At 48.9% G+C, this 25378-nt stretch carries 18 protein-coding genes; 10 read left to right on the top strand and 8 right to left on the bottom strand.

Going from position 1 to position 25378, the window contains the following annotated elements:
* The first annotated feature begins 302 nt into the window (after positions 1–302).
* A complete protein-coding gene (locus tag H6A28_RS06480) occupies positions 303–1109 on the top strand; it encodes an AraC family transcriptional regulator (protein ID WP_204479420.1) in 807 nt (268 codons plus the stop codon).
* A 65-nt stretch (positions 1110–1174) separates the two neighbouring features.
* On the opposite strand, the gene H6A28_RS06475 is transcribed toward H6A28_RS06480, so the two are convergent.
* The 4 genes from H6A28_RS06475 to yaaA form a co-directional block, all read right to left on the bottom strand.
* Positions 1175–2146, bottom strand: coding sequence for a type I phosphomannose isomerase catalytic subunit (locus H6A28_RS06475; RefSeq protein ID WP_204475089.1), 972 nt, complete (start codon positions 2144–2146; stop codon positions 1175–1177).
* 160 nt (positions 2147–2306) lie between these two features.
* Complete coding sequence (locus H6A28_RS06470) at positions 2307–3470, bottom strand: hypothetical protein (RefSeq protein ID WP_204475021.1); 1164 nt, start codon at positions 3468–3470, stop codon at positions 2307–2309.
* Positions 3471–3530: 60 nt separating this feature from the next.
* Complete coding sequence (locus H6A28_RS06465) at positions 3531–6230, bottom strand: TonB-dependent receptor (RefSeq protein WP_204479419.1); 2700 nt, start codon at positions 6228–6230, stop codon at positions 3531–3533.
* A 113-nt stretch (positions 6231–6343) separates the two neighbouring features.
* The gene (yaaA, locus tag H6A28_RS06460; RefSeq protein ID WP_204475019.1) at positions 6344–7108 is read right to left on the bottom strand and encodes a peroxide stress protein YaaA; all 765 of its coding nucleotides are present in this window, start codon (positions 7106–7108) and stop codon (positions 6344–6346) included.
* 113 nt (positions 7109–7221) lie between these two features.
* On the opposite strand from yaaA, the gene H6A28_RS06455 reads away from it, so the two are divergent.
* Positions 7222–7740: a TlpA family protein disulfide reductase gene (locus H6A28_RS06455; protein ID WP_204475018.1), complete on the top strand. Its 519-nt coding sequence runs from the start codon at positions 7222–7224 to the stop codon at positions 7738–7740.
* Positions 7741–7920: 180 nt separating this feature from the next.
* On the opposite strand, the gene carB is transcribed toward H6A28_RS06455, so the two are convergent.
* Entirely contained in the window at positions 7921–11145 is a 3225-nt protein-coding gene (gene carB / locus H6A28_RS06450) for a carbamoyl-phosphate synthase (glutamine-hydrolyzing) large subunit (RefSeq protein WP_204479417.1), read from the bottom strand.
* A gap of 157 nt (positions 11146–11302) precedes the next feature.
* On the opposite strand from carB, the gene trpS reads away from it, so the two are divergent.
* From trpS to H6A28_RS15350, 4 genes are all read left to right on the top strand, one after another.
* The gene (gene trpS, locus H6A28_RS06445; RefSeq protein WP_204475016.1) at positions 11303–12397 is read left to right on the top strand and encodes a tryptophan--tRNA ligase; all 1095 of its coding nucleotides are present in this window, start codon (positions 11303–11305) and stop codon (positions 12395–12397) included.
* Between the two features lie 4 nt (positions 12398–12401).
* On the top strand, positions 12402–13694 hold the full coding sequence (locus tag H6A28_RS06440) for a UDP-N-acetylmuramoyl-tripeptide--D-alanyl-D-alanine ligase (protein ID WP_204479415.1): 1293 nt from the start codon (positions 12402–12404) through the stop codon (positions 13692–13694).
* Positions 13695–13934: 240 nt separating this feature from the next.
* Entirely contained in the window at positions 13935–15215 is a 1281-nt protein-coding gene (locus H6A28_RS06435) for a BNR repeat-containing protein (RefSeq protein WP_204479413.1), read from the top strand.
* Positions 15216–15230: 15 nt separating this feature from the next.
* Complete coding sequence (locus tag H6A28_RS15350) at positions 15231–17540, top strand: DUF2264 domain-containing protein (protein WP_204479411.1); 2310 nt, start codon at positions 15231–15233, stop codon at positions 17538–17540.
* Between the two features lie 144 nt (positions 17541–17684).
* Here the strand turns inward: H6A28_RS15350 and H6A28_RS06425 are convergent, their stop codons facing one another.
* Positions 17685–18695, bottom strand: a complete 1011-nt coding sequence (locus H6A28_RS06425) for an aspartate-semialdehyde dehydrogenase (protein ID WP_204475010.1) — start codon at positions 18693–18695, stop codon at positions 17685–17687.
* Positions 18696–18882: 187 nt separating this feature from the next.
* Between H6A28_RS06425 and H6A28_RS06420 the strand changes: the two genes are divergently transcribed.
* From H6A28_RS06420 to H6A28_RS06405, 4 genes are read left to right on the top strand one after another with little or no spacing between them, the layout of a single operon-like run.
* The gene (locus H6A28_RS06420) at positions 18883–21027 is read left to right on the top strand and encodes a cation:proton antiporter (protein WP_204475008.1); all 2145 of its coding nucleotides are present in this window, start codon (positions 18883–18885) and stop codon (positions 21025–21027) included.
* Complete coding sequence (locus H6A28_RS06415; RefSeq protein ID WP_204475006.1) at positions 21024–21749, top strand: tRNA threonylcarbamoyladenosine dehydratase; 726 nt, start codon at positions 21024–21026, stop codon at positions 21747–21749. The genes H6A28_RS06420 and H6A28_RS06415 overlap by 4 nt, the downstream gene beginning before the upstream one ends.
* A 4-nt stretch (positions 21750–21753) precedes the next feature.
* Complete coding sequence (locus H6A28_RS06410; protein ID WP_204479409.1) at positions 21754–22416, top strand: ABC transporter ATP-binding protein; 663 nt, start codon at positions 21754–21756, stop codon at positions 22414–22416.
* Positions 22413–23249 carry a CvfB family protein gene (locus H6A28_RS06405; RefSeq protein ID WP_204475004.1) on the top strand — a complete coding sequence of 279 codons (837 nt, stop codon included), beginning with the start codon at positions 22413–22415 and terminating at the stop codon, positions 23247–23249. The genes H6A28_RS06410 and H6A28_RS06405 overlap by 4 nt, the downstream gene beginning before the upstream one ends.
* Positions 23250–23318: 69 nt before the next feature.
* On the opposite strand, the gene H6A28_RS06400 is transcribed toward H6A28_RS06405, so the two are convergent.
* Positions 23319–24224: a hypothetical protein gene (locus H6A28_RS06400; protein WP_204475003.1), complete on the bottom strand. Its 906-nt coding sequence runs from the start codon at positions 24222–24224 to the stop codon at positions 23319–23321.
* Between the two features lie 150 nt (positions 24225–24374).
* Positions 24375–25373: a DUF4435 domain-containing protein gene (locus H6A28_RS06395; RefSeq protein WP_204475002.1), complete on the bottom strand. Its 999-nt coding sequence runs from the start codon at positions 25371–25373 to the stop codon at positions 24375–24377.
* Positions 25374–25378 lie beyond the last annotated feature (5 nt).

Raw genomic sequence — 25378 nt, 5'->3', positions numbered from 1 at the left:
ACGCACGGTTGCTTCGGGTGGAGATGACTTGTGAGTAGATAAGGCCGCTTATCACGTCAATTTGTCCTTCAGTGATTTCTACTTTCATGCTTTCCTGCTTGTTTTCAGAAATCTTCTCGGGCGCAGCCGATGCGCTGAAGGTGGTTCCTGCGAGCAAAACTGCAATTGCAAAAATACATTTCATCATAATTTCATCGATAATTTATAGTCTCTTCTATTGCTGGTGCAAAATTAAACCTTTATTTTTATGCGGAATTTGCAGTTTATGCAAAAAGATTACCATTTTAAGCCATTGGGAAAAGATGAATCAAGAACAGAAGAGCTATATTTCATTGATTAACCATACGCGTAAGGAAACCATCCGTATCAAGAAAACGGGTTGGGAGGAAATCAATCTTCCGGGACATACCCACGAAAGGTGTCAGATTATCTATACGCTTTCGGGGACGTTGCATGTGCAGATTGGGGCTACGAATTATTTTGTGCCGGAGAAACACATCGCCTGGATACCCAGCTATATGGGGCATGAACTGAGCAGTAACAACCGGAGGACTTCATTGGTGATATTCTATTTGTCGTTGGATGCCTGTGAAGACGGTACACCGCTGAACGAGTTTTCCATTTACCATGCCGATTCGTTCATTGCAGAGAATCTGAAGTTCATCGCTTCCAAAGGGCGGGGGATAAACCGGGAAGATGCTCCGGACTTGTATGCGTTTGCCCTTGGCTTTTTCCGGTTGCTTCCTACTATCTGCCAGAACATGGAATTTCTGCTCAAGACGTTGGCCATTCCTAACGATGCCCGTTTGCACCCCATTCTGGCTTATTTGCAGGAGCATTTGCAAGAAAACCCGAAAATGCCGCAGTTGGCTGAGCATTTCGGTTTTTCAGTGCGTAACCTGAGTCGTTTGTTCAATGAATCGGGCATACGTTTCAGCTATTATGTAAATAATCTTCGAATTATGCGGGCCATTGAATTGTTTGCCGACGGGGGAAAGACCATGCAGCAGATTGCTTACGAAGTGGGATTCAGTACCCCGAATAATTTCAACCGGGTATTTCGGCAGATTACGGGCATGTCGCCTCACAACTTCGTGAAAAATGACTGAGCCCTTTTTCTCGGTCTGCTTGTGAAGAGAGAAAAAAGGCTCAGCGATTTTAAAAAAGTAAAGTATCATACATACGTTTCGAGGAAAGAAACCTCACCTTCCGGCACTACTTCTAAGTTTTGAGTAGTAGCAGGGAACAGCACCGACTCACCAGCTCGCAACGGAATACTGTGGCCTTCATTGTCGGTCACGGTGCAGCTTCCTTTCATGCAGATGTAGATAACAAAAGAGTCCAGTTCGCTGTAGTCCATCGTCATGGGTTCTGTCAGGTTGTAGACAGAAGTGGTGAAATACGGACAGCTGACCAGTTCCACCGGTTCGTCCTTACGCGGAGTGTAGTGGGTACGGTAATCGTTTTCCACTGTATAGTCGATGGCATCCTTTGAAAGTTCGGTATGCAGTTCACGCAGATTGCCGTTCTTGTCTCTTCGGTTGAAGTCGTAGATACGGTAGGTGATGTTGGAAGTCTGCTGGATTTCAGCCAGGAAGCAACCTGCTCCGATGCTGTGAATACGTCCGGCAGGCAAAAAGAATACATCGCCCGGCTGCACGTCATATCGGGCCAGTGCGTCACAGATGGTGTTGTCTTCAATCATCTGGGCATATTCTTCCGGGGTAATCTTTTTCTTCAGTCCGGAATACAGATGAGCCTTTCCACCTGTGTTGTCGATGATGTACCACATCTCTGTTTTTCCCATGGACTGGTGGCGCTTCATGGCCAGTTCGTCGTTCGGGTGTACTTGAATGGACAAGTCTTGTTTGGCATCGATAAATTTGATGAGCAAGGGAAACTTACCCTGGAAGCGCTGGTAGTTTTCTTTTCCCACCAGTTTTTCCTTATATTCTTGCATCAGTTGAGTCAGATTCTTTCCGGCATCTGCTCCGTCGGCTACGACCGATTCATCGCCCGGTACGTCGGATATTTCCCAGCTTTCTCCCACCTGTTCCTGCTGGCAGTCCAGTTGTTTGAAAGGGATAATACGTTCACCGCCCCAAAGGGTGGATTTTAAGATAGGTTTAAATTTAAAAGGATACATCATATGATTTTAATTTAGGTCTGGACAAAAATAAGAAAAACCCTTCATAAAATCAGGAAATAGAGGAAAAAAGAATCTCCGGTTCCCATACGCGGCAGGTGCGTTGCATGAAAACCGGAGAAGGAAAAAGAAGAAAAGCAATCTTGTGTGTAGGGCTTATTTAAAATTGATAGCCTGTCCAACTGAAGGCTGACTGGTCGGCTCCTGTGTTGCCGTTCACCACTTTGACATTTTCATAAGAAGCGTCTCCTTCATTCAGTTCTTTGCCGGTGAGTGTAGAACTGATATTGTTGGTGGCACTGATGCTGGTTGCTGTAGCGGCGTTTCCTTTGGAGTCGGTCACATCGATGAAGTCTTTCATTTGTCCGTTTCCGGTTACGAGTGCGTTTTCAATGTGGGCGGTAGCTCCTCTGCGCACTTTGATAGCATCGTCCATCACTTGTCCGGTGGCATAGGTGGCAATGGTCATGTTCTTGATGGTGAAATCAGACTGTCCCTGGTGGTCGGGTCCGTTTCCGTCCAGGTTACCGTCGGCTTCCACTCCGCGCGGATCTTCTTCCGTGCTGGTGAATCCACTTTCCCAGATTCCGTAGCAGTTGCTCAATGTACCTTTGTAACCTTGAGTGAAATCGAACATGTCATCGTCACAGTTTACAGCCAGTATGTTTTCTACGTTGACTGTACCGCCAAAAAATTCGATGGCATCGTCCGCACCGTCTACGACATACAGGTTCTTGATGGTAGTTCCTCTTCCCACACCGTTCAGTGTCAGTCCGTTGTGTTCGATATCCGCACTGGAACGTGCACCGGTATAGCGTAATTCCACGTATTCCAACGTACCGCTGTTGTCGTTTTCATCCGTACCTCCGTATTTCTGGTTGTTGTCTACTTCCGTAGAACCCAGTTCACCGCTGGTAGCTCCTGAGATTGGTGCCTTTCCGTTGAGAATCAAACCTCCCCAGTAGCCTGCTGTGGCATTGGCTTCATCGTCGGCGGTAAAGATGATAGGTTTGTCGGCCGTACCCTTGGCATTGATTTTACCTCCCTGTGCCACGAGGATATAGTTTCCGAATCCTTTCGCTGCCTTGATGGTGGTACCAGCCGGGATTTCCAGAGTAGCTCCGTCGGGTACGGTCAGTGTGCCGTTCAAAATGTATTCATTGTTGGCATCCAAGGTCAGGGTGCCTTCTACGATTCCGTTCAGTTCAATCTTTTCACCTCTTGTGCCAGTTTCTTCCGGAGTATCTTCGTTGGAACAAGCTGTCAAACTTACGCTACTTACTATGGCAGCAAAGGCCATTGCAGTTAAAAATACCTTTTTCATAATGATAATTGATTAAGAAAATTGATTGTCTTTATTTTTAGTTCATGTAAAGTTGCTGGGTTAGAAATTGCAGGTCACTCCGATGCTGAAGTCTATGCCTTTCTTGTATTTGCTCAGTACCACTTCCTTCCCATCCGCATTGCCTTTCCGGGTCAGCTGATGGGTAGAATTCAACAAGTTTTTCGCTTTCAGGCTGAGGGTCACGTATTTGTTCAGCTGGGCGGAAGAGACAAAGTCGAGTGTCGGAATCCCGTTTTCCACGATGTCCTGATATCCCTCCGTACCGATGGTATGGATACGGTCGCTGAAGTAGTTCACCACCAGTGTATTGGTAAAACTTTTCTGTCCTTTTTGGAACAGGTGGCTTAGGTCTGCATTGAAAATCCAGGGCGCAGCTCCTTCCAGTTGTGAACCGGTGGGGGCGGTGGCCAGGGGAACTTTGGCATAGGTGTATGTATAGGCTCCGTTGACTCCTAAACTGAGTTTGCTGACTCCGTTGCCTTGCAGCTTGCGGTTGAACAAGTCCTTTCGGAACTCCATCTCCACTCCGGCTACGGTGGCATGGCTCGCAATGTTCTCATAGGAAAGAAAACCTCCGGCACTGGCAATCTCGATGCGTGAAATAGGGTTCTGGATGTATTTGTAGAATCCGGTGATGGAGAACAGCTCGCTTGCGGAGATATAGAAATCCCATTTCAAGTCCACGTTGTAATTGTCGGAAGGCTTCAAGTTCGGGTTACCCTGGCTGTTGAAGCTGACACCGGTATAACGGAACGGGGAAATTTCTTTGGCCTGTGGCAAAGTATATGTCTTGCTGGCAGCCAGTCGGAGTGCATGTTGGTCGCTGAAATTATAACGCAGGTTGAGGCTGGGCAGGAAATAAGATTTGTCGATGGTATTTTCTCCCTTGGTCCCTCCACGATTCACGTTGTAGTCTACGCGGATGTTGACATCGTCGTATTTCAGTCCGATATTGGCGATGAAGTGCGAGGTGAGCTGATAAGTGGCTTCCGCATAGGCCGAATGGATATTCTTCCGGACACCGTATTCATCCACGTTGCGGTCCAGCTGGAACATGCCGTTGTCCAGATTCTCCTGGTTGTAGAAATCCCCGAAAGAGATGTGTTCCAAATCGAAAGCCGACTGTTTAATCACAGACATATCGTATTCTGTCGCTGTGAAGTTGTCATCTACTATCCGGCCCATGTAGCCCAGTTGAATGTTCGACAGGTCACCATACCCGTCGTGGAGCTTATAGGTCAGTCCGGCCCGGAGGTTCAGGTCGTTTTCCTGTAATTCAGAGAAATAACGCTGTTGCACGCCCGTACCTTTCATCGGCACATAACCCTTGTCGGTTTTCACCAGGTTGTTGATTCTTCTGTCGGGTTCGTTTCCTTGAATCGTGTTGTAAGAAAGTCCGGCGTCCAGCTGGAAATTCTTGCCCAAGTCCCATTGCGTGTGAAGCTGGTTCACAAACAGCAGGTTGTCGTTGGTCTGCTGTCGGCGCATGAATCCTTCGTAGGTGTCCGATGACTGATAATCGGCATCCATGCCGAGGTAATCACCCACAGAGGAATTGGAAGCATGCACCATCATGAAGTTGTAGGATAGGTGGTGCTTCTGATTGTGGGTATAGCTCAGGTTGGCCATGGCCAGCTGACTGGTTTCGATGCGGGAGATTTCGCCGTTCATATCTTGAGACAAATCGCCGCTGGTGAGGGTATTTCGCACTTCCTCGTCGTAGTAGGAGAAGCTTTTGTGGTGGCTGGCCACGATGAAGAAAGAGAGTGGGTTGTTGTGAATATAGAATTGTTTACCACCCGACAGGCTGTAATCTTGGTTGACAGGGGCATTCTTCTGGGAAGGGTCGATGGCATTTTTAAAGCGGTAGCTCTTCAAATCTGCTCCCGGTTGGGTAGTATTGGCAAATCCGAACAGGTTGCTTCCGCTGGCCTGCTGCAGGTCGCCCGACAGCGCTTGGGTATTGATTCCGCCCGACAGGCTGAAATCCAGTGTGGCATCTCCGGTCAGTTCCTTCGACGTGATATTGATGTTGGCTCCCGACGCATCGGCAGAGGTGTTGCCGTAAAAAGCCTTGTTCACTTCTACCGACTGGATGACGTCGGTGGAGAAAAAGTCGAGGGCAATGTTTTTGTATTCAGGATCTTCCGAAGGAATGGGATAGCGGTTGAGGGTGGTGAGGTTGTAACGGTCGCCCAATCCGCGGACAAAGACATTTTTCACTCCTTCTTGTTTGGAGATACCCGAGATTTTGGTCACGGCAGCCTGTGCATCGCTGACGCCTTTTCGGGCCAGCTCTTTGGCACCGACTGCCTGAACGGCCACTACCGACCGTTTTTGTTCCAGCAGGGTCACGCTTTCAGATTCGCGGTTGGCCTTGGCTACCACTACTACATCCGACAACAGGTGGTCGTCAGTCACCATTTCGAAGTCGAGTGTCGTGATTTTATTGTTCTCAATCTTGACCTGCCTTTTGATGGCAGTCTTGTAGCCTACATATTTAATCTCGATGTCGTAGATGCCATCTTCCACTCCTGAAAGCTGGAAATTTCCGTCCATGTCGGTCACGGCTCCGATGCTGCTCCCTACAATCTGTACCGTGGCGCCAATCAGCGGCTCTTTTGATTTTTGGTCTGTGATGCAGCCCTTGATATTGACATTTACCTCTACGGCAAACACGTGGGCCGTAATGAGTGAGGTAAAAAGGGCGGCACTAATCCATCTTCTTGTTCTGTTCATGTATCGTTTGCTTTTTCTGCTGCAAAGTTGCAGTTTTCCTGTTACAGGGTGAAAGCAATCCGATGAAGTTGCATTTACGAAGATGTGTCGTCAGGGTTTCCGGCTTTTCATTTCTATTTCAGTAGGAAGCGGAGTGTCTGTGCATCGCTGGAGGCCGCATCGTAGGAAAAGCCTTCCCATTCAAAGGCTTTCAGCTGTTCCGGTTGTTCAATCCGGTTTTTCAGGATGAAGCGGGTCATTTCGCCGCGGCACATCTTGGCATAGACGACCACGGTGGTGGGTTTCCCGTTCTTCAGGGTATAAAATTCGGGTGTGATGACCTGGACTTCCCGGCATACCTTGTCCCAGTGGAACAGGTCTTTCATCTCGCCACTGGCCAGATTAATCAGAATACCCCCTTGCTGGCGGACAGCTTCGATGAAATAGTCGGTCAGAATCGGTTTCCAATAATCGAACTGTGTTTGGTGCTGGTGTTCCGGCAAGCGGACATTTCCCTCCATCCGGTAGTTCTTGATGGCATCCAGCGGACGCAACAACCCATATAAGAAAGAGGTAATGAGCAGATGTTGCTGAGCGAATTGAAAATCTTCTGGGGTAAAGTCGGCCGGATGGATGCGTTTGAACACCATGCCCGTGTAGGCCAGCAGTGCCGGGAGAGACGGGGTGTCGGGTGAAAGGAAGTCTTGGTAGCGCAGTCGGTTCTCTGCCGCCAGTTTGGCATTCACTTTCAGTATCTGGCCCAGTTCTTCGGCAGTGAACTGGTTCATGTACAAGGCATTTTCCCGGGCTTCCTCCTGAAAATGAGGTATTGTGGTTTCGGGGTATTTTATCTTGGTGCGTGCCGTCATGGTTTTGGCACACGAAATGAAGGTCATCATCTTGTGGGTTTATTTTTTCGTTAAAACTCTTTACAAAGATAGGTTCCCCGGCGGATTTTCCATCGGTTTACGGTATCTTTGTCAGGATTTAACATTTACAGAAAGGAAAAACAATGAAAAGCGTACGAATCTGGAGTCTTCTGTGCCTGATTTGGATGGGGGTGCTGGCAGCCTCTGCACAGGATACGGGAAAAGAAAAATTGAAAGTGGGGGATGCGATGCCAGCCATTACTCTCAATTCTGAAGTGTATGGGAAGGTGACCCCGGCCGACTTGAAAGGAAAAGTGGTACTGGTGAGTTTGTTTGCCACCTGGTGCGGTCCTTGCCAGCTGGAACTGGCAGAGGTGCAGAAAACCTTGTGGCCGAAATATAAGGATTGCAAGGATTTCAAACTGCTGGTCATCGGACGGGAACATACCGATGCCGAGTTGAAGAAATACAATGAACGGAAGAAATTTACCTTCCCTCTTTATCCGGACCCGAAACGGGAAGTGTTCTCTCTGTTTGCCGACCAGACGATTCCCCGTGCCTATCTGTTCGGAAAGGACGGCAAGCTGATTCATGCTTCCATAGGGTATACAAAAGCTGAATTTGAAGAGCTGATGAAGACCATTGAGACAGCCTTGAAATAAGTAAAAAAAGGTCCTGAAAAAACGCCTTTGCGTTTGAAGGAAAACGTAAGTACGTTTTACCTGAAACGCAAAGGCGTTTTACTTTAAACGTAAGTGCGTTTTAGTCCAAACGCACTTGCGTTTTTTTAGGGCCTCAAAAACCTGCTGAGAAAGCCTCTGCAGGCTCCTGATTTACCTTTCTTATTTGTATTCCTGCCAACTCTTGATTTGGATTTCTTCCTGCGTCATGTGGCAGAAAGCTTCAATGAAGGCTTTGGCCAGACGGGCATTCGTAATCAGCGGAATGTTGTGGTCGATGGCACCACGGCGGATGCGGTATCCATTGGTGAGTTCCCGTTTGGTATGATTTTTCGGGATGTTCACAATCAGTTCAAACTTGTGTTCCGCAATCATCTTCATCACGTTGTTTTCGGCGTGCGGGCGTTCATCGGGCCAGAAGACCGGTGTGGTCGGAATGCCGTGGGAGTTCAAGAAGGCAGCCGTGCCGGCCGTCGCATAAAGTTCGTATCCTTTCTGGTGCAGCAGGTGGCTGGCATCCAGCAAGTCCACTTTCGACTTGGTGGCACCGGAAGAGAACAGTACCGATTTTTTCGGAATCTTGTAGCCCGTAGCAATCAGGGCGTTCAACAAGGCTTCGTTAAAGTCGTCACCTAAGCAGCCTACTTCTCCCGTAGACGACATGTCGACACCCAGTACCGGGTCGGCATTTTGCAGACGGGCAAACGAGAACTGCGAGGCCTTGACCCCAATCCAGTCGATGTCGAACGCCAGTTTGTCGGGACGCACGTAGGGGGCATCGAGCATGATGCGGGTGGCTGTTTCGATGAAGTTACGTTTCAATACCTTCGATACGAACGGGAAGCTGCGGGAAGCACGCAGGTTACATTCAATCACTTTCACGTCGTTGTTCTTGGCCAGGTACTGGATGTTGAACGGACCTGAAATGTTGAGTTCCTTGGCAATCTTGCGACTGATTTTCTTAATCTGACGGGCCGTCGCAAAATAAATGTGCTGTGCGGGGAATACCAGAGTGGCGTCACCGGAGTGGACTCCCGCATATTCGATGTGTTCCGAAATGGCGTATTCCACAATCTCTCCGTTCTGTGCCACGGCATCGAATTCGATTTCCTTGGTTTCCTGCATGAACTGCGATACGACCACCGGATATTCCTTGGATACTTCGCTGGCCATTTGCAGGAAGCGTTCCAGTTCTTCCTGGTCATAGCATACGTTCATGGCCGCTCCGGAGAGCACGTACGACGGACGCACCAATACCGGATAGCCCACTTTCTTCACAAACTCTTTCACGTCGTCCAAGCTGGTCAGTTCCTGCCAGGCCGGTTGGTCGATGCCGAGCTGGTCGAGCATGGCCGAGAACTTGTTGCGGTTTTCCGCCCGGTCGATGGAAATCGGAGAGGTTCCGAGTACCGGCACCGACTGGCGATACAGTTTCATGGCCAGGTTGTTCGGAATCTGTCCGCCCACGGAAACGATAACACCGCGAGGCTGTTCCAAGTCGATGACATCGAGTACCCGTTCGAAGGAAAGTTCATCGAAGTACAGACGGTCGCACATGTCGTAGTCGGTAGATACCGTTTCCGGGTTGTAGTTGATCATGATGGATTTGTAGCCTAACTTACGGGCGGTCTGGATGGCATTCACCGAGCACCAGTCAAATTCCACGGACGAGCCGATGCGGTAGGCACCCGAACCGAGGACGATGACCGATTTCTCATTCTTATAATAATTGACATCGTAACCTTCCACGGCATACGTCATATACAGGTAGTTGGTCAGTTCCGGATGTTCGGAAGCCACCGTGTTGATGCGTTTCACTGCCGGCAGGATACCCAGCTTTTTGCGGTAGGCACGTACTTGCAGGTTTTCTTTCTCCATGTTTCCCTGCGTGGGCTTCAGTACGAAGCGGGCAATCTGGAAATCGGAGAAGCCCATCACTTTGGCTTGGCGAAGTACGTCGGCCGGAAGTTCTTCAAGCGAGTTGTATTCTGACAGCTTATGTTTGTAGTCGACAATGTTTTTCAGTTTCCCGATGAACCACGGGTCAATCTTGGTCAGTTCGTAGATGCGTTCGATGGAATAACCTTCTTCCAGCGCCTGTGCGATGGCGAAGATACGCAGGTCGGTCGGGTTGGCCAGTTCGTCGTCCAGGTTTGTGAAGCGGGTATGGTCATTGCCCACGAAGCCGTGCATGCCCTGACCAATCATACGCAGGCCTTTCTGGATAATTTCTTCAAACGTCCGTCCGATGGACATGATTTCGCCCACCGACTTCATGCTGGAGCCGATGCGGTGAGAAACTCTGGCAAACTTGTTGAGGTCCCAGCGCGGAATCTTGCAAATCAGGTAATCCAGTTGTGGAGCCACGTAGGCCGAGTTGGAAGTCCCCATTTCGCCGATTTCATCCAAGGTATAGCCCAAGGCAATCTTGGCGGCTACGAAAGCTAATGGGTAACCGGTGGCTTTGGAAGCTAGGGCAGAAGAACGGCTCAGGCGGGCATTTACCTCAATGATGCGGTAGTCGTTGGTCTCGGCGTGGAAGGCATATTGGATGTTGCATTCTCCCACAATGTTCAAATGGCGGATACATTGTTTCGACAAATCTTGCAGCATGCTGACTTGTTCTTCGGTCAGTGAGCAGGTAGGAGCCACCACGATGGATTCTCCGGTATGGATGCCCAGCGGGTCGAAGTTTTCCATGCTGGCCACGGTGAAGCAATGGTCGTTGGCATCGCGGATTACTTCGAACTCGATTTCTTTCCAGCCTTTTAGGGATTCTTCCACCAGAATCTGCGGAGAGAAGGTGAAGGCACTTTCTGCCAGTTCGATGAATTTTTCTTCATCGGGGCAGATGCCGCTTCCCAAGCCACCCAAGGCATAAGCTGAACGGATCATGACCGGATAGCCGATGGTGCGTGCCGCTTCGAGGGCATCCCGCATGTTTTCCACTGCCCGGCTGACAGGAGTTTTAAGAGGTACTTCATCCAGCTTTTTGACAAACAGGTCGCGGTCTTCGGTGTACATGATGGCTTCCACTGAGGTGCCCAGCACTTCCACGCCATATTCTTTCAGAATGCCTTTCTGGTAAAGTTCCGTACCGCAGTTCAGGGCTGTCTGTCCGCCGAAAGCTAACAGAATACCGTCCGGACGTTCCTTCTTGATGATTTCGGTTACGAAATACGGAGTGACAGGCAGGAAGTAAACTTGGTCGGCAATGCCTTCCGAAGTCTGGATGGTCGCAATGTTAGGGTTGATGAGTACGGAGCGGATACCTTCTTCACGTAAGGCTTTCAAAGCTTGCGAACCTGAATAGTCGAACTCTCCGGCTTGTCCGATTTTCAGTGCGCCTGATCCGAGAACCAGGACTTTCTTTAATTCTTTTTTCATGGATATAGATAAATTTGGGGTTTCTCAAAGGTTGTCTGCGTCCGGCGGCAGTTTTTGTCGTGGAGGACTACTTGCAAAGAAACGATTTATTTTGAAGAAAACAAAGGATTTATATATCTTTGCTGCAATTTAAAAAGTAGATACAATAGCTTATATTATGAAGAAAGAAAAGATTATTTTGACCGGTGACCGCCCTACCGGTAAATTACATATCGGCCACTATGTGGGTTCATTGCGCCGACGTGTGGAGTTGCAGAATTCAGGACTTTACGATAAAATATTTGTGTTCGAGGCCGACGGACAGGCGTTGACCGACAACATTGACAATCCGGAAAAGGTGCGTCAGAACGTAATTGAAGTGGCATTGGACTATTTGTCTGTGGGACTTGACCCGGCAAAGTCTACCATCTTTATCCAGTCGCAGATTCCGGAACTGTGTGAATTGACATTCTATTACATGGACCTGGTTACTGTTTCCCGTTTGCAGCGTAACCCGACGGTGAAGACCGAAATCCAGATGCGTAACTTTGAAACGAGCATTCCGGTGGGCTTCTTTACTTATCCCATCAGTCAAGCTGCCGATATTACCGCTTTCAAGGCGACTACCGTACCGGTGGGAGAAGACCAGGAACCGATGATTGAACAGACCCGTGAAATTGTGCGTCGTTTCAATCATATCTATGGCGAGACATTGATAGAACCAGAAATCTTGTTGCCGGATAATGCGGCTTGCTTACGTTTACCGGGTACAGACGGAAAGGCTAAAATGAGTAAGTCATTGGGCAACTGCATTTACTTGTCGGATTCAGCAGACGAAGTGGCAAAGAAGGTGAAGAGCATGTATACTGACCCGACTCACATCAAGGTGAGCGACCCGGGTAAACTGGAAGGCAACTGCGTGTTCACCTATTTGGATGCATTCTGCCGTCCGGAGCATTTTGACCGTTATTTGCCGGAATATGCCAGCTTGGATGAATTGAAAGCGCATTACACACGTGGCGGACTGGGTGATATGAAGGTGAAGAAGTTCCTTGCAGCCGTCATGCAGGAAGAACTGGAACCGATTCGTGAACGTCGTAAGGTATTTGAAAAAGACATCCCGGCTGTCTACGACATGCTGAAGAAAGGTTGCGAAGTAGCCCGTGAGGCAGCAGCCCAGACGCTGGATGAGGTACGCCGTGCCATGAAAATCAACTATTTTGACGATGCCGCACTGATTGAAGAGCAGGCAAAACGCTTCGCAGAGCAATAAGAATATGGAAATAGAGGAACTATACAGCCGTTTTACGGAATGTAACGGACTGACGACGGACAGCCGCCATTGTCCGGAGGGTTCTATGTTTCTGGCCCTGAAAGGAGAAACATTCAATGGGAATGCTTTTGCGGCCCAGTCGTTGGCACAGGGCTGCCGCTATGCGGTGGTCGATGAACCGCAATATGCTTCCCCCGAGAATCCGCGGATTATTTTAGTGGATAATTGTTTGGAGACCTTGCAGAAGTTGGCCAACTATCACCGTCGCCGGTTAGGAACCCGCATGATCGGGGTGACCGGTACGAATGGAAAGACCACTACGAAAGAATTGATTGCAACCGTGCTGGGCGAGAAGTTCAAGGTACTTTATACGCAAGGGAACTTTAACAACCACATCGGAGTGCCGTTGACCTTGTTGCGTCTGAAGCCGGAGCATGAGATGGCAGTCATCGAAATGGGGGCCAACCATCCGGGAGAAATCAAGACTTTGGTACATATCGCCGAGCCAGATTACGGTATCATTACCAATGTGGGAAAGGCGCATCTGCAGGGATTCGGTTCCTTTGAAGGGGTTATCCGTACCAAAGGAGAATTGTATGATTTCCTGCGGGAAAAGGGAAATTCTACCATTTTCATTCAAAATGAGAATCCTTACCTGAACAAGATTGCCACAGGATTGACGTGCGTCCGCTACGGACAGACTCCGGGACTGGATGTGACAGGTAAAGTGGTATCCTGTTCTCCATTCCTGCGTTTCAGCTGGACGGCCGAAGGTACTTCTCATGAAGTACAGACGCATTTGATAGGTTCCTACAACTTGGACAATGCCTTGGCTGCGGTAACCATCGGTCGTTATTTCGGGGTAGAGGATGCAAAAATCTGTCATGCATTGTCTTCGTATGTACCGCAGAACAACCGTTCACAGTTGGTACACACCGCTTCCAATACCTTGATTGTGGATGCCTACAATGCCAATCCCACCAGTATGATGGCGGCATTGGAAAACTTCCGTCAGATGGAGGCGGCGCACAAGGTGGCTATCTTGGGCGATATGAAGGAACTCGGAGAAGGAAGTCACGAGGAACACCAGAAGGTGGTCGACTTTTTGAAAGAATGCGGATTTGAACGGGTGATGCTGGTCGGTCCGGAATTTGGAGGTACTGCCTCTTCCTTCGAGCATTATAAAGATGTGAAAGAAGTAGAGGCCCTGTTGGCAGCTCATCCTTTGCAAGGGTGCTGCGTGCTGGTAAAAGGTTCCAACAGCATGAAGCTGAGCGAACTTCCGGCCAGTCTATAACATAAGAAATCGCTTTTAAGCGCAGAGTCCATATTCGAGAGAAAGTCTCTTGGATATGGACTTTTTTTGTAGGCTAGGAGGCGAAATGTATGGCAGAATGTGATAATCTTAGCAAAAAAGGAATCAAATTGTAGGTTTAGCGTACATTTGCTCGTTTTTTTCTCCTTCCTTGACGGGATTTTTATCCCTTCCTTTTGTTGAAAATCTTATTTTTGCAGAAAGAACTTAAACACATAGGCTATGAAGCACATCTTTTTTTTATTTCTAATGGGATTCCTTGTCTGGGAAGGACTGTCGGCACAACGGCTGGTAGAGGTGGCCGAGGGTTATAGCTCCACCTCTGTGAATACGGCCATTTTCCGGAACAGTTCGTTGGTGACCGACAAGGGAATACAGTATGTATCGTATTATGATGCGGACGGTTACCTGGTAGTGGGTAAGCGTGACTTGGGAACGGAGCAATGGACCTTGCACCGCAGTCAGTATAAAGGTAATGTGGCAGACGCGCACAATGTTATCAGTATGATGGTGGACGGTGACGGGTATCTGCATGTAGCTTTTGACCATCACGGCAACGAGTTGAATTATTGCCGGAGTACGGCTCCCGGCGCATTGACCTTGGGAGAAAAGGAACAGATGACAGGGAAGGATGAGTCGGATGTGACATATCCGGAGTTTTATCGGATGCCCAACGGCGATTTGTTGTTTGCTTATCGTTCGGGGGCTTCCGGGCGGGGAAACTTAGTGTTGAACCGTTATGAATTGAAAAGTCGCAAATGGATACGGGTACAGGATGTCCTGATTGACGGAGAAAATCAGCGGAACGCTTATTGGCAATTGTATATGGATGCAGATGGCCGGCTTCATCTGTCGTGGGTGTGGCGTGAGACTTGGATGGTAGAGACCAATCATGACCTTTGTTATGCCTATTCTCCCGATGATGGACGCACATGGTATAAGACGAATGGTGAAAAGTATACGCTGCCTATTCGGAAGGACAATGCGGAGTATGCTTGTTACATTCCGCAAAACAGTGAACTGATTAACCAAACCAGTATGTGTACCGATGCGGAGGGACATCCGTATATTGTCACTTACTGGCGAAATGCGGAAAATGAAGTGCCTCAATATCGATTGGTGTGGCACGATGGAATCTCCTGGCAACACCGCCAGATAGTCAACCGTTCGCAGGACTTTACGCTGAAAGGCGACGGGACGAAGATGATTCCGATTTCCCGGCCACGTCTTGCGGTAGATGAGGGAAAAGCTTATTTTATGTTCCGTGATGCAGAACGTGGAAGTAAGGTTTCAATGGCCTACACCGATGATGTGAAGTCGGGAGAATGGCAGGTGAAAGACTTGACCGATTTCTCGGTGGATGCCTGGGAGCCCAGTTATGACACGGAGTTATGGAAAGCCCAGAAAAAGTTGCATGTGTTTGTGCAGGAAACGCGTCAAGGCGACGGAGAAAGAGTAAAGACTTCCGCAGCGACTCCCATTTATGTATTGGAAATTGATTAATCTCAAAATAAAACTATGAAACAAACAGGTAAATTTTTATTGGCTTGTGCGATGGGACTGTGCGCCGTGTCGGCAGGAGCCAAGGATTCTGAGGCTGTTCAAGTCCGGAAGATGATTGAGAAAGTAAATCAGCATTGGCAGGTGGAGCATTCGCCGGAGGTACGTGCGTTTTGGGACAATGCCGTATATCATACTGGAAATATGGAAGCGTATTTCCTGACGGGTAATGAAACGTATCGCACTTATTCGGAGACATGGGCCAACTATAACCAATGGAAAGGGGCCAAGAGTGACAATCGGGCAGAGTGGAAATATTCCTACGGAGAGTCGGATGAATACGTACTCTTCGGCGATTATCAGATTTGTTTCCAGACGTATGTCGATTTGTACAACTTGGCTCCGGAAGATCGGAAAATCCGTCGGGCCCGTGAAGTGATGGAATATCAGATGAGTACCTCACAGAATGATTACTGGTGGTGGAGCGATGCGCTCTATATGGTCATGCCCGTGATGACTAAATTATATAAGGTAACGCATAACACACTGTATTTGGATAAGTTGTATGAGTATCTACAATATTCCGACAGCATCATGTTCGACAAGGATGAGAATTTGTATTACCGGGATGCGAAATATGTCTATCCCAAGCATGCCACAGCCAATGGAAAGAAGGATTTCTGGGCCAGAGGAGATGCTTGGGTACTGGCCGGACTGGCTAAGGTGCTGAAAGATATGCCGGAAAATTATGTGCATCATTCGTTTTTTGTGAATAAGTTTCAGCACATGGCCCAGGCCGTAGCGGCCATTCAGCAGCCGGAAGGATACTGGACGCGCAGCATGATGGATCCGGATTTTGCTCCGGGGCCGGAAACCAGCGGAACGGCTCTGTTTACCTACGGTTTTTTGGGGGGTATCAACAATGGGTATTTAGCAGAAGCTACTTACCAGCCGGTGGTAAAGAAAGCATGGAACTATTTGTCGAAGAAAGCGTTTCAGAAAGATGGTACGGTGGGGTATGTACAGCCGATTGGAGAGAAGGCGATTCCCGGACAAGTACTCGATGTCAATTCTACGGCGAATTTCGGAGTCGGGGCCTTCTTGCTGGCAGCCTGTGAATATGTACGTTATCTGGAAGCTCCGCAGACTGCCGACCGTACTTACTGGTGCGACTTGGCGTATCGGATGGCGGCTCCCGTATTGAGCAACATGGCCAAGGAAGAATTGCAGAAGAACATGCAGCTGGAGGTCAGCCCTACTTGGGACGGACGCAATAAGAAAGTGGCTTATATGGAAACCTTCGGACGGCTGATGGCTGGCATTGCTCCTTGGCTCTCCTTGCCGGATGATGACACGGAAGAAGGGAAAATGCGTAAGGAATTGCGTGAGTGGGTCTTGAAAAGCTATACCAATGCAGTTGATCCCCAGAGTCCGGACTACCTGTTGTGGCGTCAGGAAGGACAGACATTGGTCGACGGTGCCTATGTGGCTGAAAGTTTCCTTCGGGCGTACGACCAGCTTTGGATGCCGTTGGATGAAATCACCAAGAAGCGTTACATCGAAGAGTTTCAGCAGCTGCGCCGAATTGATCCGCCTTATACAAACTGGTTGCTGTTTTCGTCTACTATTGAAAGTTTTTTGGCTAAAGTGGGAGTGAAGTTTGATGAATACCGGGTGAATTCCGCCATTCGTAAGGTGGAAGAATGGTACACCGGCGACGGATGGTACTCAGACGGCCCATCTTTTGCATTTGATTATTACAGCAGTTACGTGTTCCATCCCATGTACTTGGAGACGCTCCAGGCCATGAAGGATGCCAAGGTGCGCAGCCGGATTGACTACGGAAAATATTATGACCGCGCGTTGAAGCGTGCCCAGAAATACAGTCTGATATTGGAACGTTTCATTTCACCGGAGGGAACTTTCCCCGTATTCGGTCGTTCCATCCCGTACCGTATGGCCACTATGCAGCCTTTGGCTTTGATGGCTTGGTATGAGAAATTGCCGGCAGGGGTGACAAGTTCACAGGTGCGTTGTGCACTGACAGCTGTGATGAAGCGCATGTTTGCTACCGGTCATAATTTTAATGAAGGCGGTTTCCTGACCATCGGTTTTACCGGTCGTCAGCCGAATGTAGCCGACTGGTACACCAACAACGGAAGCCTGTATATGACTTCCTTGGCTTTCTTGCCATTGGGACTTCCGGCATCGCATCCTTTCTGGACCGATGCGCCCCAGGAATGGACCAGCGTGAAGGCATGGGGAGAGAAACCTTTCCCGAAGGATCATCAATGGAAAGATGAAATTCATACCTGGGATTTATTTTAAAGGAAGAACAGCTTGTCGGTCAAATTCTTTGATAAGACATCATTCTCCGGAAAGGAGGAAATGAAAAAGGCCATTGTCTCCGTCGGTTGAACCGATACGAGGCAATGGCCTTCTTTATCGTGTAATCAGAGGGAGGAAGACCTCTTATCCGATGTTCTTTACTTTAATCAGGTATTCTGCAATCTGTACGGCGTTCAGTGCGGCACCTTTCTTGATTTGGTCACCTACAATCCAGAAGGTCAGACCGTTCTCGTTTGACAAGTCTTTACGGATACGTCCTACGTATACAGGGTCTTTTCCAGCCAGGAACAACGGCATCGGATATTCTTTCTTTTCCGGGTTGTCCATCAGTACCAGGCCTTCTCCGTGAGCAAAGGCTTCACGGGCTTCTTCTACAGAAACCGGACGTTCAGTTTCAATCCAGATGCTTTCTGAGTGAGAACGAAGAGCCGGCACACGTACGCAAGTGGCACTGACTTTCACGTCAGAATGCATGATTTTGCGTGTCTCGTTGTACATCTTCATCTCTTCTTTGGTATATCCGTTGTCGGTGAATACGTCAATCTGAGGAATCAGGTTGAAGGCCAATTGGTAAGCGAACTTTTCTACTTTCACTGGTTCGCCGGCCAATACCTGACGGTATTGTTCGTACAGTTCGTCCATGGCAGCTGCTCCAGCCCCACTGGCAGCCTGGTATGTAGCTACGTGTACACGTTTGATGTGTGTCAGGTTCTCGATGGCTTTCAGGGCTACGACCATCTGGATAGTCGTACAGTTCGGGTTCGCAATGATTCCGCGCGGACGGTTCAGGGCGTCGGCTGCATTGACTTCGGGCACTACCAAAGGAATGTCATTGTCCATGCGGAAAGCACTGGAGTTGTCAATCATCACGGCACCATATTTGGTGATAGTATCGGCAAATTCTTTTGAGGTGCCTGCACCGGCTGAAGTGAATGCGATGTCAACTCCTTTGAAATCATCGTTGTGCTGCAGAAGTTTGACTTCAATTTCTTTTCCCCGAAAAGTGTATTTTCGTCCGGCGCTTCTGGTTGAGCCGAACAACAGCAGTTCATCTACCGGGAAATTTCTTTCATCAAGCACGCGCAGAAACTCTTGTCCTACGGCTCCGCTTGCACCAACAATTGCTACTTTCATTTTTTATGTTTATTATTTAAGTTAATAGATTTTGTCCTTGCATAGCCTTCTGTGTTTCAGCAAGATTTTTTTAATTCTTCTTACAGCTATTGAAACGCAAAATTAAAACATTTTGGAATACGAAACGGGAAATGCAGAACTTTTTTCTTATTTTTGTCCATAAATTTAAAACTGCCCGCTCATTTATATGGAAGAATTGTTAGATTTGTTTCATTTCGATATAGATTTTCCCATTACTGACCCGACCTGGATTTTTTTTCTGGTATTGGTAATCATTTTGTTTGCGCCGATTGTGTTGGAACGTTTGCGCATTCCGCACATCATCGGGATGATTCTGGCGGGTATTGTGGTCGGTGAACACGGGTTCAACATCCTGGCCCGTGACAGCAGTTTTGAACTTTTTGGCAAGGTAGGATTATACTACATCATGTTTCTGGCCGGTCTGGAAATGAACATGGAGGACTTCAAGAGTATCCGTGTGAAGGCAACCGTATTGGGATTGCTGGCGTTCATTTTCCCGTTGGGCATTGGAGTATGGACCAATTTGAATCTCTTGGGATACGGGCTGATTACGTCGGTCTTGCTGGCCAGTATGTATGCCTCGCACACCTTGATAGCCTATCCGATTGTGATTCGTTATGGCATCAACCGGCAGCGGGCGGTAAGTATCGCTGTGGGAGGTACGGCGGTGACCGATACGTTGACGTTGCTGGTGCTGGCCGTGATTTCCGGTATGTACAAGGGAGAAACGTCGGATATGTTCTGGATTTGGCTGGTGCTGAAGGTGGTGGTGCTGAGTGCCGTCATCATGGTCACTTTCCCTCGTATCGGTCGCTGGTTTTTCCGTCGTTACAGTGATCAGGTAGTACAATATATTTTTGTGATGGCCATGGTCTTCTTAGGAGCGGGCCTGATGGAGTGGGTCGGTATGGAAGGCATTTTGGGCGCTTTTCTGGCCGGACTGGTGTTGAACCGCTTGATTCCGCATGTGTCTCCGCTGATGAGTCACCTGGAGTTTGTAGGAAATGCTTTGTTTATTCCTTACTTTTTGATTGGGGTGGGTATGTTGATTAACGTCAATGTACTTTTCGGACATATTGATTCCATTAAGGTGGCTTCGATAATGATTGTGGTGGCGTTACTGGGCAAGTGGATTGCTTCCTGGCTGACACAGAAGATTTATCGCATGAAGCCGGTGGAACGAGAACTGATGTTCGGACTAAGTAACGCACAGGCGGCGGCTACGTTGGCAGCGGTACTGGTAGGCTACAATATTATACTTCCTTCAGGCGAGCGTTTGCTCAATGAAGATGTGCTGAACGGTACCATCCTGTTGATTTTGGTAACTTGTGTGGTCAGCTCCTTCATTACCGAACATGCCGCCAAGCGGATTGCCATGGATGATGCGGAACTGGATGAAGAAAAGGAACAGAAAAAGGAGCGGATTCTGATTCCTGTAGCCAATCCGGATACTTTGGAACGGTTGATGCAGCTGGCACTGGTGGTGCGCGATGAGAAACGTACGGACAATCTGGTGGCGTTGAATGTGATTAACGACAATAATGATTCAGTGCGATTGGAAATGCGGGGCAAGCGTAGCCTGGAAAGAGCGGCACAGATTGCGGCTTCGGCCAATGTGCCTTTGAAAACAGTGACTCGTTTTGATTTGAACATTGCCACGGGAATCTTGCATACAGCCAAGGAAACGGAATCGACCACGATTGTCATCGGTTTGCATAACAAATCCAATCTGGTAGATTCGTTCTTCGGAAATCTGACAGAGGATTTGTTGAAAAATACTTATCAGCAGGTGATGATTGCGCGTTTTCAGATGCCGGTCAATACGCTGCGGCGTATTATTGTGGCTGTACCTCCCAAGTCGGAATTTGAGCATGGATTTGTGAAATGGATTACGCACCTGTGCCGGATGAGCAGTCAGTTAGGATGCCGTTTGCATTTCTTTGCCCATCCGCAGACCTTGGGTTACATCAAGGGATATATCCAAAAAAAGCATAAGGATGTGATGACGGAGTTTCAGGAATTGGACAACTGGGACGATTTGCTGATTATTACCGGACAGGTGAATTTCGATCATTTGCTGGTGATTGTAAGTTCACGAAGAGGGTCTATTTCGTATGATTCTTCGTTTGAGCGTTTGCCGATGCAGGTTTCCAAGTATTTCAATAACAACAGCATCATGCTGTTGTATCCGGACCAGAAAGGTGACCCGAATGAAACACTGAGCTTTGCCGATCCGCGCGGATGGGCCGAGACCCAGTATTATGACAAGGTGGGCAACTGGTTTTATAAATGGTTTAAGAAAGATTCATGAACGAAAATAACAGTATGGAATGGCAGCAGCGTACGGAACTGCTGTTAGGTAAAGAAAAAATGGACCGCTTGCGACATGCACATGTGCTGGTTGTCGGCTTGGGCGGTGTAGGTGCCTATGCGGCAGAGATGATTTGCCGTGCTGGAGTAGGGCGGATGACGATTGTAGATGCGGATACGGTGCAGCCGAGTAACATCAACCGTCAGTTGCCAGCTACTCATTCCGTGATTGGCCGACCGAAGGCAGAAGTGTTGGCGGCACGTTTCCGGGATATTAATCCGGACTTGGACTTGACTGTATTGCCGGTTTATTTGAAGGATGAGGCGATTCCGCAGTTGCTGGACAGTGCTTCGTTCGATTTCATCGTAGATGCCATCGATACGGTGGCACCCAAATGTTACCTGATTTACCATGCACTCCAACGGGGCTTGAAGATTGTCAGCAGCATGGGAGCAGGGGCTAAGAAGGATATTACGCAGGTACGTTTTGCTGATTTGTGGGAAACGTACCATTGTGGGTTGAGCAAGGCGGTGAGGAAGCGTTTGCAGAAGATGGGCATGAAGCGGAAACTGCCGGTAGTCTTCAGTACGGAACAGGCCGACCCGCAGGCAGTGATATTGGTAGACAACGAACAGAACAAGAAGTCGACAGCGGGTACGGTGAGCTACATGCCGGCGGTGTTTGGCTGTTATCTGGCAGAATATGTGATTCGTAAATTGTAAAGGAATGATTCAGTTAGAAGGAATAACTAAGAGCTTTGGCACGCTTCAGGTGTTGAAAGGAATCGACCTGGAGATTGCCAAAGGGGAAGTGGTGAGCATTGTAGGTCCCAGTGGCGCGGGAAAGACGACGTTGCTGCAGATTATGGGTACGCTGGACAAGCCGGATAGCGGACGCATCGTCTTGAACGGAACGGAGGTGAACCGCTTGAAAGAAAAGGAACTCTCTGCTTTCCGGAACCGGGAAATCGGTTTTGTGTTTCAGTTCCACCAGTTGCTTCCGGAATTTACGGCGGTGGAGAACGTGATGATGCCGGCCTTGATTCAGGGGCAGCCGATGGGTACGGCCCGGAAAGAGGCGTTGGATATTTTGGCGTTTCTGGGATTGTCGGAACGTGCTTCCCATAAGCCGGCGGAGCTGTCGGGAGGAGAGAAACAGCGGGTGGCCGTGGCCCGGGCTTTGATCAATCATCCGTCGGTTATCCTGGCTGATGAACCTTCGGGCAGCCTGGACACACAGAACAAGGGCGAGCTTCATCAGCTGTTCTTTGATTTGCGTGACAAACTGGGACAGACGTTCGTCATCGTGACCCACGATGACGAACTGGCTGCACAGACCGACCGCACGATTCACATGATAGATGGTAAAATAAAAATGGAAGAATTATGAGTCATATCAAATTAGGAAAATATAATCAGCTGGAAGTAGTGAAGGAAGTCGATTTCGGAGTCTATCTCAATGGAGATGAGGACGGCGAAATCCTGCTTCCGAAACGGTATGTGCCCGAAGGAACAAAACCGGGCGATATCTTGAACGTGTTCATTTACTTGGACATGGAGGAAAGACTGGTGGCCACCACCTTGCAACCGTATGTGCAGGTGGGCGAGTTTGCCTGCTTGGAAGTGGCATGGGTCAATCAGTTCGGGGCCTTCCTGAATTGGGGATTGATGAAGGACTTGTTCGTGCCTTTCCGTGAGCAGAAAATGAAGATGCAGAAGGGAAAACGCTACGTGGTGTATGTGCACCTGGACGAGGAAAGCTACCGTATTGTGGCTTCAGCCAAGATAGAACATTTCTTGTCGACCGAGAAACCGGATTACCAGCCGGGGCAAGAGGTCGAGGTGCTGGTATGGCAGCGCACGGAGCTGGGATATAAGGTGATTGTGGAAAATAAGTTCAGCGGTATGCTGTACCACAATGAGATTTTCCAGCCTTTGGAAGTCGGCATGCGGCTGACGGCGTTTATCAAGCAGGTACGTCCGGACGGAAAGATTGATTTGGTTTTGCAGAAAGCAGGTGCCCGGAAGGTGGATGATTTTTCGGAGGTGCTGTGGCAATATATCAAGGACAACGACGGATTCACTCCGTTGAACGACAAGACGGATGCGGAGGTGATTTACCACACCTTTGGGGTAAGCAAGAAGACTTTCAAGAAGGCCGTCGGCGATTTGTATAAGAAACGTCGCATCGTATTGAAAGGAGACGGCATACATTTGGCTTGAGGTCATCAACCTCAAACTCAAAGTGCTGAAGTTTCTCGGAAAATTCCGGTAGGCTTCAGCACTTTGAGTTTATAGACGCTTAGAGAGAGATTTTCGGTCGTTGGACACTTCTTTTCTTTGATTTTGCCGGGAACGGCTTTGTGCGGATTTTACCGTGGTACCTTTGTTCGGCCTTGCCTGTGGGCGAGTGGCCGGTCGTCTTTGTGGGGCAGTTTCAGGTCTTCGCTGTGTTTGGCTTTCAGGCCTTTTTTGCGGACGGGCTTCCGGACGAGCCTGAGGCCGGTTGTTCGGCTTTTGTACAGATCGGTATTCTGGTCTGCCGTTTGCCACGGGTTGGTGTCCCGGGCGGGGAGCCGATGTCCAGTGATTGACTTTAGGCGGGCGGTTTCCCGGCTTCGGTCTGGCAAAATCTTTAGGACGCAGCTGCGGACTGATGCGGCACGGACGGCTGTACACCGGATGATGGTAACGTAGCGGATAGTTCCTCCGATAGAAGCTGGCACCTCCGAAGTGAGCCCGGCAGTGTCCTCCCCGATAAGTCAGGTAGTGACGGGGCGGGCCGAAATAAAAATAATTCCGGTTGGGATATACTTGATAAATACGGAGGTAGCACACGCTGTTCACCGCATAGATGGGGCGGAAGAAATATTCGATGCCCATGAAGCGTACATATTCCGCATTGGAAAGTACCCAGCGGAGGTCATCGTTTCGTTCGTCCAGGTAACGGTAGTACGCATCCAAGGCGCGGCTGTCAGCAATGGCAATGCCTGAAAGGTAAGGATCGACATTGTTCAGAAAGTCGTAGTTGATTTCGTACAGGTCATTGTACTGGTCGGTACTCAAGTGCAATTCAAATGCCATACGGTCGGTCAGGAAACGGGCGTTGAGGCGGAAGTCTCCCCATCCGGAGGCATAGCTGGAAACTGTGGTCAGGCAGAAGGCCAGCAGACAGAGGAAAAATGTACGGGTTCTCATAACTTGTAGTCTTTATCAGCCGAAGGAGGTAACTCTTTCAGCTTTTGTTCATGGTACAAAGTTAGGAGGAGAAAAAACGCCCGTCAAGATGAAAACGCCCATTCTTTGATAGGGTTTTCCCTATCTTGTATAGGAGTTTCGTCACTTTGCTTACCGGATAATCTTGAGAAATTTCTCGATGTCCTTTCGGATCATTTGATAGAGCGGGGAATTGGTGTAGAAGTTGTTCCGGTGGATGACGATTTCCACGCCCACCTGGCTGCGTTGGTAGCTGGTCAGCTCGTTGTGCAGCTGCATGTCGTGGAGTGCCAGGTCATGAATCTGCTGTTCCCGTTCTCGGCGCAGCACGGTGCATACGGGAATTAGCAGGCGCAGCACCACGTTGTCCATGATGTGATGGCCCTGGATAAACATATAAGTATTGTCGGGATGCACGCCGAGCCGGGCAAATTCTTTCTTCATGTCTTCAATCTCTCCCAAGGCATCCGGGTGGCGGTGTTCCAGGTCGTGCAGCTTCCGGTTGACTTTCTTCGCCATGTTTTCCAGGCTCCGTTCCGGATGATACGTGCTGACCTGTTCCAGCTTGACGTACGAACAGAAATCCAGCAGGGAGAATTCCGAGAGAATGTGCCGGCGGTAGAACCACACCGACCAGATGAACAAAGGATAGGCAATCTGGGAATACATTTTCATGAACTCCACAAAGTTGATGAGCTTGTGGTCGTTCAGGGTAGCCATGACACAGACCTCGTGCAGCCCTTCTGCATAGCAGTGGTAGTTCTCAATGGCGTAGGCATAGGTTTGCATCACGTAGGGGCTCTCGATGATGTATTGGGAAGTATGGGTACGTCCTTGCAGGAGGTAATCGTAATCGCTGTCCACGCAGGCAATCATGTTTTCGCCCAACTGCTTGCCGAGCTGGTTCATCAGTACGGTTTTCTTGCCTTTGGCCAATGAGGTCTGCGAGGGCAACATCACTTCGAAGTAGCGGGTGTTGTCTTCGTATTCCGAGAGGATGGTCCTCCAGAAAGAAATATCGTCGTAGCTTTCCACGTAAGCCACGATTTTTCTTCTCGCACGTTTGGGCTTGAGGCGGTTGGCCGCTCCAATGTACAGGGAAGAAAGGTTCTCAGTCAGTCTTTTTCCCATACAGC

The organism is Bacteroides mediterraneensis (assembly GCF_016900355.1).
Classification (GTDB): Bacteria; Bacteroidota; Bacteroidia; order Bacteroidales; family Bacteroidaceae; genus Phocaeicola.
This window is presented reverse-complemented; position numbering and strand designations above follow the sequence as displayed.